This window comes from Plantactinospora sp. B5E13 (genome assembly GCF_039871775.1).
Taxonomy (GTDB): domain Bacteria; phylum Actinomycetota; class Actinomycetes; order Mycobacteriales; family Micromonosporaceae; genus Plantactinospora.
The window spans coordinates 85,736-99,247 of the sequence record NZ_JBDPLT010000010.1; the positions used below are offsets into that span (position 1 = coordinate 85,736).

Annotated in this window: 10 protein-coding genes and 1 pseudogene; 5 read left to right on the plus strand and 6 right to left on the minus strand. The window is 72.7% G+C overall.

Translation table 11 applies throughout. From position 1 onward, the window contains the following. Nucleotides 1–405: 405 nt before the first annotated feature. The 5 genes from ABGB05_RS11990 (at nucleotide 406) to ABGB05_RS12010 (ending at nucleotide 5,877) form a co-directional block, all read left to right on the plus strand. Nucleotides 406–3,519, plus strand: coding sequence for a nitrate- and nitrite sensing domain-containing protein (locus ABGB05_RS11990; protein ID WP_347653316.1), 3,114 nt, complete (start codon nucleotides 406–408; stop codon nucleotides 3,517–3,519). After that, nucleotides 3,516–3,926, plus strand: coding sequence for a roadblock/LC7 domain-containing protein (locus ABGB05_RS11995; protein WP_347653317.1), 411 nt, complete (start codon nucleotides 3,516–3,518; stop codon nucleotides 3,924–3,926). Before ABGB05_RS11990 ends, ABGB05_RS11995 begins: the two co-directional genes overlap by 4 nt. 60 nt (nucleotides 3,927–3,986) lie before the next feature. Continuing rightward, nucleotides 3,987–4,355 (plus strand): DUF742 domain-containing protein, encoded by a 369-nt coding sequence (locus ABGB05_RS12000; protein ID WP_347653318.1) that lies wholly within the window; start codon nucleotides 3,987–3,989, stop codon nucleotides 4,353–4,355. A gap of 40 nt (nucleotides 4,356–4,395) precedes the next feature. After that, complete coding sequence (locus ABGB05_RS12005; protein WP_347653416.1) at nucleotides 4,396–4,971, plus strand: ATP/GTP-binding protein; 576 nt, start codon at nucleotides 4,396–4,398, stop codon at nucleotides 4,969–4,971. Between the two features lie 186 nt (nucleotides 4,972–5,157). Next, a complete protein-coding gene (locus tag ABGB05_RS12010) occupies nucleotides 5,158–5,877 on the plus strand; it encodes an SDR family oxidoreductase (RefSeq protein WP_347653319.1) in 720 nt (239 codons plus the stop codon). Between the two features lie 45 nt (nucleotides 5,878–5,922). Here ABGB05_RS12010 and ABGB05_RS12015 read toward each other — a convergent pair whose 3' ends face one another. The 6 genes and pseudogenes from ABGB05_RS12015 to ABGB05_RS12040 all read right to left on the minus strand — a co-directional run bounded on the left by ABGB05_RS12015 (nucleotide 5,923) and on the right by ABGB05_RS12040 (nucleotide 13,501). Beyond that, a complete protein-coding gene (locus tag ABGB05_RS12015; RefSeq protein WP_347653320.1) occupies nucleotides 5,923–6,699 on the minus strand; it encodes an ABC transporter permease in 777 nt (258 codons plus the stop codon). Nucleotides 6,700–6,733: 34 nt separating this feature from the next. Then, the gene (locus ABGB05_RS12020; protein WP_347653321.1) at nucleotides 6,734–7,747 is read right to left on the minus strand and encodes an ABC transporter substrate-binding protein; all 1,014 of its coding nucleotides are present in this window, start codon (nucleotides 7,745–7,747) and stop codon (nucleotides 6,734–6,736) included. A gap of 189 nt (nucleotides 7,748–7,936) precedes the next feature. Further along, entirely contained in the window at nucleotides 7,937–9,025 is a 1,089-nt protein-coding gene (locus ABGB05_RS12025; RefSeq protein WP_347653322.1) for a uroporphyrinogen-III synthase, read from the minus strand. Nucleotides 9,026–9,126: 101 nt separating this feature from the next. Further along, nucleotides 9,127–9,450: pseudogene (gene nirD, locus ABGB05_RS12030) on the minus strand (nitrite reductase small subunit NirD); the annotation flags it as partial. 14 nt (nucleotides 9,451–9,464) lie between these two features. Then, on the minus strand, nucleotides 9,465–12,035 hold the full coding sequence (gene nirB, locus ABGB05_RS12035; protein ID WP_347653323.1) for a nitrite reductase large subunit NirB: 2,571 nt from the start codon (nucleotides 12,033–12,035) through the stop codon (nucleotides 9,465–9,467). Beyond that, a complete protein-coding gene (locus ABGB05_RS12040) occupies nucleotides 12,035–13,501 on the minus strand; it encodes an FAD-dependent oxidoreductase (protein ID WP_347653324.1) in 1,467 nt (488 codons plus the stop codon). The genes nirB and ABGB05_RS12040 overlap by 1 nt, the downstream gene beginning before the upstream one ends. Nucleotides 13,502–13,512 lie beyond the last annotated feature (11 nt).

Here is a 13,512-nt window from a genome sequence, read left to right on the forward strand (position 1 = left end):
GTCCTCCACAATGGATGTGAGGACGGGTATGCCGTACGGTGCGCGCGAAGCCTTCAAACCCGCAAAACCTTGCCAATGCCGGGCTCCCGGGTCAAGCGCGGGATAGTCCGGGCTGGTTTCGGGATGACGGGTCTCACATAGTGATAAGAGGGGGTACGGGTGGGGCGTAACTTTACAGATACGAACGACCACTCTGGCGATACATGCCCTGATCAGAGGCTTGCCAGTTTGTCGATACGCTCGGTCCGAGGGTAGTGGACGCGCTATGGTGTCCGTTCGCTACCCTACCGTCGCTTCACAAAGCGGCCTTCTTCTGATGAAATCGCGGCCGTGCCGCGTGCGGCTCGATCCGCTGCTGCAGGCATCGGTCGACGGGTCACGTACAGAAACGACGGAGGCGATGTCGTGAGCACCGGACCTACGACCCTGCCCGCCAATAAAACGCGGGAGGGGACCGCACCGCGTCGGCGGTGGTTTCCCCGGCTCCGGGACACCCGGATCCGGTCCAAACTCGCGCTGATCCTTGTCGTACCGGTCGCCGCGGTCATCGCGCTGGCGTCGATCCGGCTCGTCGACATCGGACGCGGCGCCTACGACGCCACCGTCGTGCGGTCACTGACCGAACTCTCCACCGACGTGTCGGCGCTCACCCAGGACGTGCACCACGAGCGGATGGCGGCGGCCCGGCTGCTGGCCAGCGCGAAGCCGAACGCCGACGCCTACAACACCGCGGTCCGGAACACGGACGAGCGGATCGCCGCCTACAACAGCCGGCGGGCCGAGGTCAGCGACGTACCCGACTCGGTCGAGGCCCAGCTAGAGGTCATCGACGACCGGCTGGCGACGCTGAACGGCACCCGCCAGGAGGTGCTGGACCGGCGGGAGATGCCGGCCGCCGAGCCCGTCCTGCGGTACGGCGTCATCGTCGACGCGCTCGTCTTGTACGGTGACGCCCTCGGTCAGCTCTCCGGTGAGAGCGCGGTCGGTGACAGCCTGCGTACCCTCTCCGCCCTCGCGCAGGCCAAGAAGGCCGTCGCCGAGGAGGAGGCGGTCGTCTTCAGCGCGCTCAGCGGTGGGCAGCTCGACGAGGAACAGTTCTCGGCCTTCGTGGCCACCCAGACCAGCCAGCAGGAGGCGCTGCTGACCTTCGCGGCGTCCGCCAACGCCCGGCAGTCCGCGGTCTTCAACGGCGCGGTCACCGGCGACGCGGCGCTGCTCGTCGACCAGGTCACCCAGGACCTGACCCGGTCGGTCGGCCAGCGCGCCCCGCTCTCCGCGAACGACGCGGCGATCGCGATCGGCGCGATCAACGACCTGATGCGCTGGGCCGAGACGCGACTGGAGTCGGACCTGCTCGACCAGGCCGACGCCGCCCGGTCCGAAGTGGTCCAGCAGGCCATCGTCGAGTCGGTCATCGTGCTGCTGACGCTCATCGTCGCGCTGGCGCTCGCCGTGATCCTCGCCCGTTCGCTCAACCAGTCGCTGCGCCGGCTGCGGGAGGGCGCGCTCTCGGTGGCAAACCACGACCTGCCCGAGGCGGTCAAGCGGCTGCGTGACGTCGGCAACGTCGGCGACGGCGGTGTCGAGGAGATCGTCCGGCAGGTCCGGGACCCGATCCGGCTCAACAACAAGGACGAGGTCGGCCAGGTCGCGCTCGCCTTCAACGTCGTACACAAGGAGGCGGTCCGGATCGCGGCCGAGCAGGCCGCCCTGCGGACCAGCGTCTCGGCGATGTTCCTCAGCCTGGCCCGGCGAAGCCAGACGCTGGTCGACCGGATGATCGGCGAGCTGGACGCGATCGAGCGGGGCGAGGAGGACCCGAAGCGGCTGGCCCAGCTCTTCGAACTCGACCACCTGGCCACTCGGATGCGCCGCAACGACGAGAACCTGCTCGTGCTGGCCGGCGCCGACTCCACCGCTCCCCGGCGTGAGGACGCCCTGCTGATCGACGCGCTCCGGGCCGCGCAGTCCGAGGTCGAGCTCTACAACCGGATCGAGTTCGGCACCGTCGACACGGACATCTCGGTCGCGGCGCACGCGGTCAACGACGTGGTCCGGCTCGTCGCCGAGCTGCTCGACAACGCGACCCGCTTCTCGCCCCCGCACACCACCGTCGTCGCCGACGCCCGCCGGATCCGGGACTACGTGCTGGTCCAGGTGGAGGATCGGGGCCTCGGGCTCAGCGAGGAGCAGATGGACGCGCTGAACCGTCGGCTGTCGGAGCCGCCGGCGGTCGACGTCGCGGCCTTCCGGCTGATGGGTCTGGCCGTCGTCGGTCGGCTCGCCCACCGGCACGGCATCCGGGTCGACCTGCGACGCAACGTGGACGGCGGCACCGTGGCACAGGTCACACTGCCGGCCAGCGCGATCGTGCTGCCCAAGCCCCGGGGTCGGGAGCAGATCCTCGGCCGGCCGCGGCAGCCGCTCGCCGTCGAGCCCGGGCCGTCGGCCGCCCCGACGTCAGCGGCGTCGAGCGGAAGCTGGTCGGAGCCGATGGCGCCGGCCGGTGCGTCCCGCGCCGCGACCCTGACCGACAACTGGCGCAGCGCGGCACCGGCCCAGCCGCAGTGGCAGACCACGCCGTCGACCCCGGAGCCGTCCCGGCCGCTGCCGGTCAACGCGGGTATGCCGCCGACGCAGCCGCCGACGCAGCTGACCGCGACCCAGCTCCCCGGTGCGCCGATGCCGACGTACCAGACGATGGTGCCGTCGCCGCAGAGTCCGCCGCCGCCGCACCCGGGACTCGCCGCCAGCGGCGGGTTCAGCTCCCCGACGGTGGCCTACCCGACGGTCGGCTCGCTGCCGCAGCGCAGCCCGGGCAACCCGACCTCGCTCGCCGGTCACCCGCCGGCCCCGGCACCCGCCTCCCACCTGCCGGCCGGTCCGGTCGCCGGGATGCCGGTCGCGGGGGCGCCGGCGGCCAGCGCGGCGAGCAGTGTCGCGCCCCGGCTGGAGGACACCGGCGATTCGCCGATCTTCCGGGAGATGGAGGCGGTCTGGTTCCGTTCCCACGGATCGGACGCGACCGCGATCTTCACCGTCCCGCCGGGCGGCTACCAGCAGAAGCCGGCGGCCGCGCCGGCTCCGGCGAGCACCGCCACTCCGGGACGGGCACCGCTGACCGCCCGTACCCCGGGCCAGTCGGCACCGCCGCCGGCCCCGTACAGCCCGCCGCCGGTCCCGGCGGCAGCTCCGGCGGCGGCCCCGGCTCCGGCGGCAGCGCCGGCCGGCCCGCCGGCCGGTGCCTGGCGGACCGCCGCCGACGAGGGCTGGGCCCTGGCCAGCCGGGCGGCGGAGCCCTCCACCGGCGGCACCACCCGCTCCGGTCTGCCGAAGCGGGTACCGCAGGCACAGTTGGTGCCCGGCGGCGTCGAGACCAAGTCCGGTCGAGAGCGGACCCGGCGAACCCCCGACGAGGTACGCGGTCTGCTGTCGGCCTACCACCGGGGCGTCCAGCGCGGCCGGACGGCCGGGGTGGACCAGAACGGCATCACCTCAACCAAGGAGACCAGCGGATGAACAGGCCAGCAGCGATGCAGGACATGAGTTGGCTGCTCACCAACTTTGCCGACAGCGTCGCGGGGATCGCCCACGTGGTGGCGGTCTCGGCGGACGGTCTGCTCCTCGCCTCGTCCCGCGACCTGCCCGCGGACCGGGCGGACCAGCTCGCGGCGATCACCTCCGGGGTGGTCAGCCTGACCGACGGCGCGTCGCGGATGTTCAGCGCCGGCGGTGTGCTGCAGACCGTCATCGAGATGGACAGCGGATACCTGTTCCTGATGTCGATCAGCGACGGCTCCTCGATGGCCGTGCTGGCGGCCCGGAGCTGTGACGTCGGTCAGGTGGGATACGAGATGGCCCTGCTCGTCGAGCGGGTGGGTGCGGCGCTGGTGCCGCTGCCGCGTGAGGCTGTCACGCGTCCCTAGTACGGCTCGACAGGAATGACCGGTGCGACCGCGTAACAGATCCGAGGAGGTGACCGCGATATGGAGGGACGACGTGACGATCCGCGGGGTGCTCTTGTCCGCCCGTACGCGGTCACCCGCGGTCGTACCGAGCCTCGTCAGGACATCGCTCTGGAGGCGGTGCTCTCGGCGAGTCCGGCCGCGGTTGTCGAGTCCCGGTTCGCCGGGCACGACAAGCACCGCATCGCCACGATCTGCGAGGGCCGGGCACAGTCGCTGGCGGAGATCGCCGCGTACGCCCGGTTGCCGTTGGGTGTCGCCCGGGTTCTGGTCGCCGACATGGTGGCGGACAGCCTGCTGACGTTGCACAGTGCCGCTCCGCCGTCGGAGGCGTACGAGGAGCGGATGGAACTGCTTGAGAGGGTGCTAAGTGGACTTCGCAGGCTATGACCAGGCCCGGTCACGCCCCGGCGGTGGCGGCGGGGGAGGTATCACCTCCGCCAAGATCGTTATCGCCGGCGGGTTCGGGGTCGGTAAGACGACGCTGGTCGGCGCCGTCTCGGAGATTACCCCGCTGACCACCGAGGCGGTGATGACCGCGGCCGGGGTCGGCATCGACGACCCCTCGAAGGTGCCGGGCAAGGAGACCACCACGGTCGCCATGGACTTCGGCCGGATCACCATGGCCCAGGACCTGATCCTCTATCTGTTCGGTACGCCCGGACAGACCCGGTTCTGGTTCATGTGGGACGAGATCATCCGGGGCGCGGTCGGTGCGGCGGTGCTTGTCGACACCCGGCGGATCACCGACGCGTTCGCGCCGCTGGACTACTTCGAGAACCGGAACCTCCCGTACGTGGTGGCGTTGAACTGCTTCGACGGCGCCCCGCAGTACGAGGCGGAGGAGATCCGGGAGGCGCTGGCCATCTCGCCGCACGTGCCGATGGTGATGTGCGACGCCCGGCACCGGGAGTCGGTCAAGCACGTGCTGGTGAACGTGGTGCAGCACGCCATGGCGACGCTGCGCGCGGAGCACGGCCGGGGGCGTCCGACCCCGGTCGGCTGATCCTCGTGCCGCTCCGGGGTACGGCGGCAACGCCGTACCCCGGAGAAGGCCTGCCCGACTGTCGCCCACGGGAGACGGTCGAGGACCCGGGTGCCCCGGTGGACGGGAAACGGGCGCCCGACCGTTACGGCCGGGTGGACGTCGGGACCCGGATGGTCCGGTCGGTGACGGCGAGAGGGGCGGCGGATGGTGGTGTCAGGTGGCTCGGGCGACGGCGCTGTCGTGGTCGTGGGCGGTACCTCCGGCCTGGGGCGCCACCTGGCCGAGCACTACGCGGCGCGGGGCGACGAGGTGGTCGTCACCGGGCGGGATTCGGCCCGGACCGTGGCGGTGGCGGCCGAGATCGGCGGCCGGACCACCGGCGTTGCCGTCGACCTGGCCCAACCGACGACGATCGCCGACGCGCTGGCCGGGATCGGCCCGGTCCGGCACCTGGTCCTCGCGGCCTTCGTCCGGGACGTCAACCGGGTCGTGGACTACCAGGTCGACCGGGCGGTCAGCCTGGTCACGGTGAAACTGGTCGGCTACCCCGAGGTGGCGCACACGCTGCACGGCAGGATCGTCCGGAACGGGTCGATCCTGCTCTTCGGTGGCGGCTCGAAGGACCGTCCCTTCCCCGGCTCGGCGACCGTCTCCACGGTCAACGCCGGAGTGGTCGGCCTGGTGAACGTGCTGGCCGCCGAACTTGCCCCGGTGCGGGTCAACGCCCTGCACCCGAGCATCGTCGCCGACAGCCCGTTCTGGGCGGGGCAGCCGGCGCAGCTGCACGAGACGTACCGGGCCCGGACCGCGACCGGACGGCTCACCACGATGGCGGACGTCACCCACGCCGCCGTCTTCCTGCTGGAGAACCCGGCCGCCAACGCGGTCAACCTCAACCTCAACGGCGGCGCCGGCCTGGTCTGAGCGGCGTGCGCCGGGGCCCGGTCTGAACGGCGCGCACCGGCCCGGTCACGCGGTGACCTGACGGGCCCACGGCACGGCCAGCCGTTCGGCGGCGACCACCAGGTAGAAGAGGCTGACCCCGAGGATCGCCAGCAGACCGATCGCGGCGAACGCCAGCGGGGTGTCCGCGGACTGCTGGGTGGTCAGGATGATCGCGCCAAGGCCGGCGTTCGGACTCTGGATCTCGGCCACCACCGCCCCGATCAGGGCCAGGGTCATCGCCACCTTCAACCCGACGAAGACCTGGGGCAGCGCCCACGGCAGGCGCACCGTCCGATAGGTCCGCAGCCGTGACGCGTCCAGGGACCGGGTCAGTTCGATCAGTTCGGTCGGGGTCGAGGTCAGCCCGGCCATGGTCGAGACCATGACCGGGAAGAACGCGACCAGCACGACCAGGGTGATCCGCGGCTTCGCGCCGTACCCCATCCAGAGGACGAGCAGCGGGATGAGGGAGACCTTGGGGACCGCGTTGAACGCCACGATCATCGGCAGGGTCGCCTGTTCCAGCACTCGTGAGCTGGTCAGCAGCATGCCGGCGAGCAGGCCGCCGAGCGCGGCGAGGCCGAACCCGGTCAGCGTCGCCCAGAGCGTCGACCAGGTCTCCTCGGCGAGGTAGCCGGCGTTCGAGGCGAAGGCGTCGAGCACGTCCGGCGGTGCCGGCAGGAAGAGGGGCTCGATGTCGAGAAGGATCGTGGTGAGCCACCAGAGGCCGATCGTGGTCAGCACGCCGACGATCGGGAGTCCGATCCGGGCGCCGGGGGAGAGCGCCGGCCGGTCGGTCACCGCGGCTGCCCCGGCCGGGTCCGCACGCGGGGGGTCAGGCCTTCGGTACGAGGGAGAAGTCGATGACCTGCTCCGGGGTGAGGGTGGGCGGAACCAGTCCGGCCTGCTGCAGGACGGTGACGGCCCGGGCGGCCCGCTGCGGGTCGATGGCGCCGACCACGCCACCCGGCGCCGCGGTGACGTACGGGGTCATCAGCCGGATCTCGGCGGCGGCCCCCTGCTCGTTGACGGCCGGGTTGTTGGCCTTCATGATCTTCGCGGCCTCGTCCGGGTGCTCGATCGTGTACCGCAGACCCGCCATCGACGCCTCCCGGAACCGCCGGACGAGGTCCGGGTTCTGCCGGGCGTAGTCGGCGGTGGTGGTGAGCCCGGTGCCGAGCAGGTCCGGCAGGTGGTCGGCGACCGGCAGGACGACCATCTTCTTCCCGGTCACCGTCTCGACGGTGTTTTGGGTGATGACGAAGGTGCTGAGGACGTCGACCTGGCCGCTGGCGAGCAGGCCCACCAGGTTCTGCGGGGTCGCCTCGGCGAACTCCAGCGTGTTGGCGTCGAAGCCGGCGAGCCGGCCGTACGCCGGCAGCAGCGTGCTGGTGATCGAACCGGCCGCCACCCCGACCTTTTTCCCCGCCAGGTCCTTCGGCGTGCGGACGCCCGAGCCCTCGGGGGCGAGGATGGCGACCAGGGTGCTCTGGTGCACGGCGGCGATGATCCGCAGGTCGGTGATCCGGCGGGCGCCGGCCTGGATCATCAGCTGGGTCACGTCGCTGTAGGTGAACTGGGCCTGGCCGGAGATGAGCCCCTGGGCGTTGGTGGCCGGCGCACCCAGTTGGATCTCGACGTCGAGTCCGGCGTCCCGGTAGAAGCCCTTCTCCTTCGCCACCCAGGCGAACGCGTCATGGCCGCCGGTGCCGAACCCGGTCAGGTACGTCACCCGGTCGGGTCCGTCGCTCCCGCCGCCGGGCTCCGGTCCGGAGTCGGAGCAGCCGACGGTGGCGACCAGGGCGGTGGCCAGTACGGCGGCCGCCAGCGCGCGCAGACGCGTGATCATGGTTCTCCTCGGCGGGGAGAGGCCGGTCGGGACGTGGCACAGGACCGTGGAGGCAACGGACAGAGATCTGTCGATGCACTGGGCACCACACTGCCAACCGGGCGACGGCCCGTCAAGGGCGTACGACCGGCGTGAGGTCGCGCGGTCGGGCGGCCCCGGCCGGCCGTGCCACCGCAGCGGCTACCCGGCTCAGTCGACCGGCAGCCGGTAGCCGCGTTTGACCACGGTCTGCACCAGACCGGGCGTACGGAGTCCGGCCCGCAGCCGGGCCACCGCCATCTCCACGGCGTGTTCGTCGGCGCCCCGGGGCAGGGTGCGCAGCAGGGCGGCCCGGGACATCACCCGGCCGGGGGTACTGGCCAGCGCCCGCAGCACCGCCATCGGCGCGGGGGCCAGCGGGCGCAGTTCACCGTCCAGGATCGCCGCGTGCCCGCGCAGGGTCAGCAGGTGTCCGGCGACCTTGACGCTGACCGCCCGGGGCGGCAGTTCGTCCACGATGGTGCGGACCAGGGCGCCGAGCCGGGCCCGGGTCGGCGCGACCACCGGTACGCCGTGCCGGCGCAGCGGGGCCGCGGTGACCGGCCCGACGCAGGCGGCCAGTACGTCGGTGCGCAGCGCGTCCAGCACCGCGTCGCTGCTCGGCCCGGCGGCCCGGAGCAGCGCGGTGACCGCCGGCGCGGAGGTGAAGGTGACCGCGTCGACCAGCCGTCCGGCGATCAGGTCGATCAGCCGGTGCAGCGGTGCCGGGTCGGTCGGCGGCGCCCACCGGTAGACCGGCACCTCGATCACCGTGGCGCCGGCGTCCTCCAGGGCGGCGGTGCACTCCGGCTGCCGCTCGCCGTGCAGCTGCATGGCGATGAGCTGGCCGCGTACCCCGCGTTGCCGGAGGTGTTCGATCACCTCGTCGCAGCTCTCCGAGGCGGGTGACCACTCGTCGTGCAGGCCGGCGGCCCGGATCGCGCCGCGCGCCTTCGGCCCCCGGCTGACGATGTAGGCGTGTGAGAGCACCGAGCGCAGCGGTTCGGCGAGCCCCCAGCCCTCGGCCGCCTCCAGCCAGCCGCGCATCCCGATGCCGGTGTTGGCCATCAGGATGTCCGGTGGGTTGTCCAGGCAGGCTCGGGTCGCGGCGCGCAGTTCGGTGTCGTCGGCCAGCGGCACGATCCGCAGGGCCGGGGCGAGCACCACCCGGGCGCCGCGTCGTTCCAGCATCGCGGTGAGTTCGTCGCGACGCCGGTCCGCGGTCACCCCGATGGTGAACCCGGAGAGTTCGTCGGCCATCAGCGCTCTCCGGGGCGCTGGCCGGACCGACCGGCCCCGGCCGCCACCGGTGGCCCGGTGTCGCCGCGGGTGGCATCCGGCGTCGGGGCCGGCCCGGTGGCCACCTCGACCAGGCCGTCGCGGCAGCGCACCGGGTAGGTCGGCACCCGGACGCCGGGCACGTCGAGGCACTCGCCGGTCCGCAGGTCGTAGACCTGCTTGTGCAGCGGGGAGGCGACGGTCGGAATGTCGCCCCGGCTGCCGACGATGCCCCGGGACATCACGTGGGCGCCGGCGATCGGATCCCGCTGGCCGATGGCGAAGAGCTGGTCGTCGTAGGTCCGGAAGACGGCGACCTGCTCGCCGTCGACCAGCGCCGCCGCCCCGCGTTCCGGCTCCAACCGGGAGTACGGGCAGATCGGCGTCCACCGACGGCCGTCGTTGATCGTGGTGTCCCGGGTCAATTCGGTACCCCCATGCTCGTCGGGAGGCCGAGCGCCACCGGTCGGCGTTCTCCCAGGGCCGGAACGGGCTGTCCCCGTTCCACCTCGAACGTGATCGACGGGTCCGGTACGTCCGGCGCGTTGACGAAGGACGTGAACCGGCGCAGCCGGTCCGGGTCGGCGAGGGTTTCCCGCCACTCGTCGGCGTACGACCCGACGTGCCGGGCCATCGCGGCGTCGAGGTCGGCGCAGAGTCCGATCGAGTCGTCGACGATGACCGCCCGCAGGTGGTCCAGCCCGCCGTCCATCGCCTCGACCCAGGCGGCGGTCCGCTGCAACCGGTCGGCGGTGCGGATGTAGAACATCAGGAACCGGTCGACGTAGCGGACGAGTTCCTCGGTGGACAGGTCGGTGGCGAAGAGTTCGGCGTGCCGGGGTCGGAAGCCGCCGTTGCCGCCGAGGTAGAGGTTCCAGCCGCCCTCGGTGGCGATCACCCCGAAGTCCTTGCTCCGGGCCTCGGCGCACTCCCGGGCGCAGCCGGAGACCGCAGACTTGATCTTGTGTGGGGCGCGGAGTCCCCGGTAGCGCAGTTCCAGCGCGATGGCGAGCCCGACCGAGTCCTGCACTCCGTACCGGCACCAGGTGGAGCCGACGCAGGACTTGACCGTGCGCAGCGCCTTGCCGTACGCGTGGCCGGACTCGAAACCGGCGTCGACCAGTCGCCTCCAGATCTTCGGCAGCTGCTCGACCCGGGCGCCGAACAGGTCGATCCGCTGCCCGCCGGTGATCTTCGTGTAGAGGTTGAAGTCCCGGGCCACCTCGCCGATCACGATCAGCTTCTCCGGGGTGATCTCCCCGCCCGGGATCCGCGGCACCACCGAGTACGTCCCGTCCCGCTGGATGTTGGCCAGGAAGTGGTCGTTGGTGTCCTGCAGCGTCGCCTGCTCGCCGTCGAGCACGTAGCCGTTGCCGAGCGAGGCCAGGATCGAGGCGACCGCCGGCTTGCAGATGTCGCAGCCCCGGCCGCGCCCGTGCTCGGCGACCAGTTGCGAGAAGGTCGTGATGCCGCGGACCCGGATGATGTCGAACAGCTCCTGCCGGCTGTGGTCGAAGTGCTCGCAGAGCGCCTTGCTGAGCTGTACCCCGGAGACCGCCAGCAGCTGCTTCAGCATCGGTACGCAGGAACCGCAGCTCGTCCCGGCCCGGGTGCACTCCTTCAGCGCCGGTACGTCCGCACAGCCCTCGGCGATCGCCCCGACCAGCTGGTCCTTGGTCACCCCGTTGCAGGAGCAGACCTGGGCGGTGCCGGGCAGCGCGGCGATCCCGGCCCCGGTCCCGGCGCCGTCCCCGGCCGGGGCGAGCAGCGCGAGCGGGGCGCCGGGCAGCGCACCGCCGACGCTGGCCCGCAGCGTCGGGTACGCCGTCACGTCCCCGACCAGCACCCCGCCGAGCAGGGTCTTCGCGTCGTCGGAGAGGACCAGTTTGGCGTACACCCGGGTGGCCGGGTCGACGAACGTGACGTCGAGGCAGCCCGGGGTCTGCCCGTGCGCGTCGCCGAACGCGGCGACGTCTACCCCGAGCAGTTTCAACTTCGTCGAGGTGTCGGCGCCGGGGAAACTCGCCGTACCGCCGACCAGCCGGTCGGCCACCACCTCGGCCATCGCGTAGCCGGGCGCGACCAGGCCGTAGCAGACCCCGTCGACGGCGGCGCACTCGCCGACCGCCCAGATCCGTTCGTCGGTGGCGCTGCGGCAGGTGTCGTCGACCCGTACCCCGCCGCGGTCGCCGAGGTCCAGCCCGGCGGCCCGGGCGAGTTCGTCCCGGGGACGGATGCCGGCGGCCACCACCACCAGGTCGGCAGGCAGCCAGCCGCCGTCGGAGAGGGTCAGCCCGGCCAGCCCGCCGTCCGGGCGGGACCGGATCGCGGTGGTGGCCACCCCGAGGTGCGGGACGACGCCGAGCTCCTCGACGTACCGGCGCAGCATCGCACCGCCGGCCTCGTCGACCTGGACCGGCATCAGCCGGGGGGCGAACTCGACCACGTGGGTGTTGAGCCCGAGCAGCCGCAGCGCGTTCGCCGCCTCCAGGCCGAGCAGGCCACCGCCGATCACCACCCCGGTCCGCCGGCCCTTGGCGAAGTCGCGGATCGCGGCCAGGTCGTCCAGGGTGCGGTAGACGAAGACCCCGGGACGCAGCGCCGGCGTCGGGCCGAGTGCGTCCGGCCCGGCGTCGACGTACGCGCCGTCGATCGGCGGCACGAACGGGTACGAGCCGGTCGCCAGCACCACCGCGTCGTACGGGTACTCGCCGGCTCCGGTCCGGACCACCCGACGCTCCCGGTCGATGGTGGTGACCGGCTCGCCCAGCCGCAGGTCGACCCCGCCGTCGGGCCGGTGCAGGCTGAGTTCCTCGGCGCTGACCCCGTCGAAGAACGCCGAGAGCCGCACCCGGTCGTACGCCGGTCGACCCTCCTCGCCGAGTACGGTGACCTGCCAGCGGCCGGCGGTGTCCCGGGCCCGCAGTGCCTCGACGAACCGTTGTCCCACCATGCCGTTGCCGATGACGACAACCCGCTCCGACGTCCCCATCAGGCCGCCACCTCCTCCGCCGCGTCCGGCGTGTCTACTGTGGAAAGCCAGCCGAGGATCCCCTCGACGGCGTCCCGGCAGCTGCCGCAGCCCGTGGTCGCCCGGGTGGCGGCGACCAGCTCGTCCATGGACCGGGCCCCGGCGCGCCAGGAGCGCACCAGCGCACCCTTGCGCACGGTGTTGCACTGACAGACCGTCGCCGCGTCCGGCATCAGCGCCGGAGACTCGACGGCGGCCGGAGCCGCCGCGTCGCGGCTGCGGCCCAGCAGCAGGGTCCGGCGGTCCAGCGGCACCGGCGTACCCCGGTCGAAGAGCTGGATCACGGTGCCGACCGCCGGGTTGTCGCCGAGCATGATCGCGCCGGTCAGCCGCTCGCCGACGATCCGCAACCGGGCGTACGTCCCCCGGCTCGGATCGGAGAAGCTGAGCTCCTCGACGTCGGCGCCACCGCCGAACCCGGGGTCGCCCATCGCGGCGAGGTCGATCCCGGCCGCCTTCAGCCGGGTCACCGGCGGCCGGGGCCGGTAGCGCTCGCCGGGGTTGTCCCCGGTCAGCACCCGGGACAGCACCCGGGCCTGTTCCCAGGCCGGAGCGACCAGGCCGCCCACCATGCCGTCGTGTTCGGCGCAGTCGCCGATCGCCGAGATGTCCGGGTCGCTGGTCCGCAGCCGGTCGTCGACCACCACACCCCGGTTCACGGTCAGCCCGGCGGACCGGGCCAACGCCACGTCCGGACGGATCCCGCAGGAGAGGACCAGCAGGTCGGTGCTGATCTGCCGGCCGTCGGAGAGGGTGAGCACCACCTCGTTGCCGCGGGTCTCGACCGCGGTCGCCGCCACCTCCAGGTGGGTGGTGACGCCGAGCCCGGCCAGGGTCCGGGCCAGCACCGCCCCGGCGGCCGGATCCAGTTGCCGTTCCATCAGGTGGCCGACCGGGTGCACCACCTGTACGTCCAGACCCCGGGTGGCCAGGCCCCGGGCCGCCTCCAGACCGAGCAGCCCGCCGCCGAGCACCACCGCCCGGCGGGCGGCGTCGGCGATCGCGAGGATCCGGCGGCAGTCGCCGAGGGTACGGAAGACCGCGATCCGCTCCGGCAGCCGGTCCGGGTCCAGACCGGCCAGCGGCGGGATCAGCGCCCGGCCACCGGTGGCGAGCACCAGGTGGTCGTAGCCGAGCACGTCACCCCGGTCGGTGCGGACCGTCCGGGCGGCCCGGTCGATCGAGGTCACCTCGACCCCCGGTCGTACGTCGATCCCGTGCCCGGCCGCCTCGGCCAGCTCCACACCCGCCTCGTCGACCTTGCCGGCCAGCAGGCTGGACAGCATGATCCGGTTGTAGGCCCGGTGCGGCTCGGCGCCGAGGACGGTCACCTTCACGTCCGGCGACCGGGCCGGTAGCTCGGCCGCCAGCCGGGCGCCGGCCATGCCGTGTCCGACGATGACGATCCGGTTGCCTGGGTTGCCCACGCTGCTCGCCT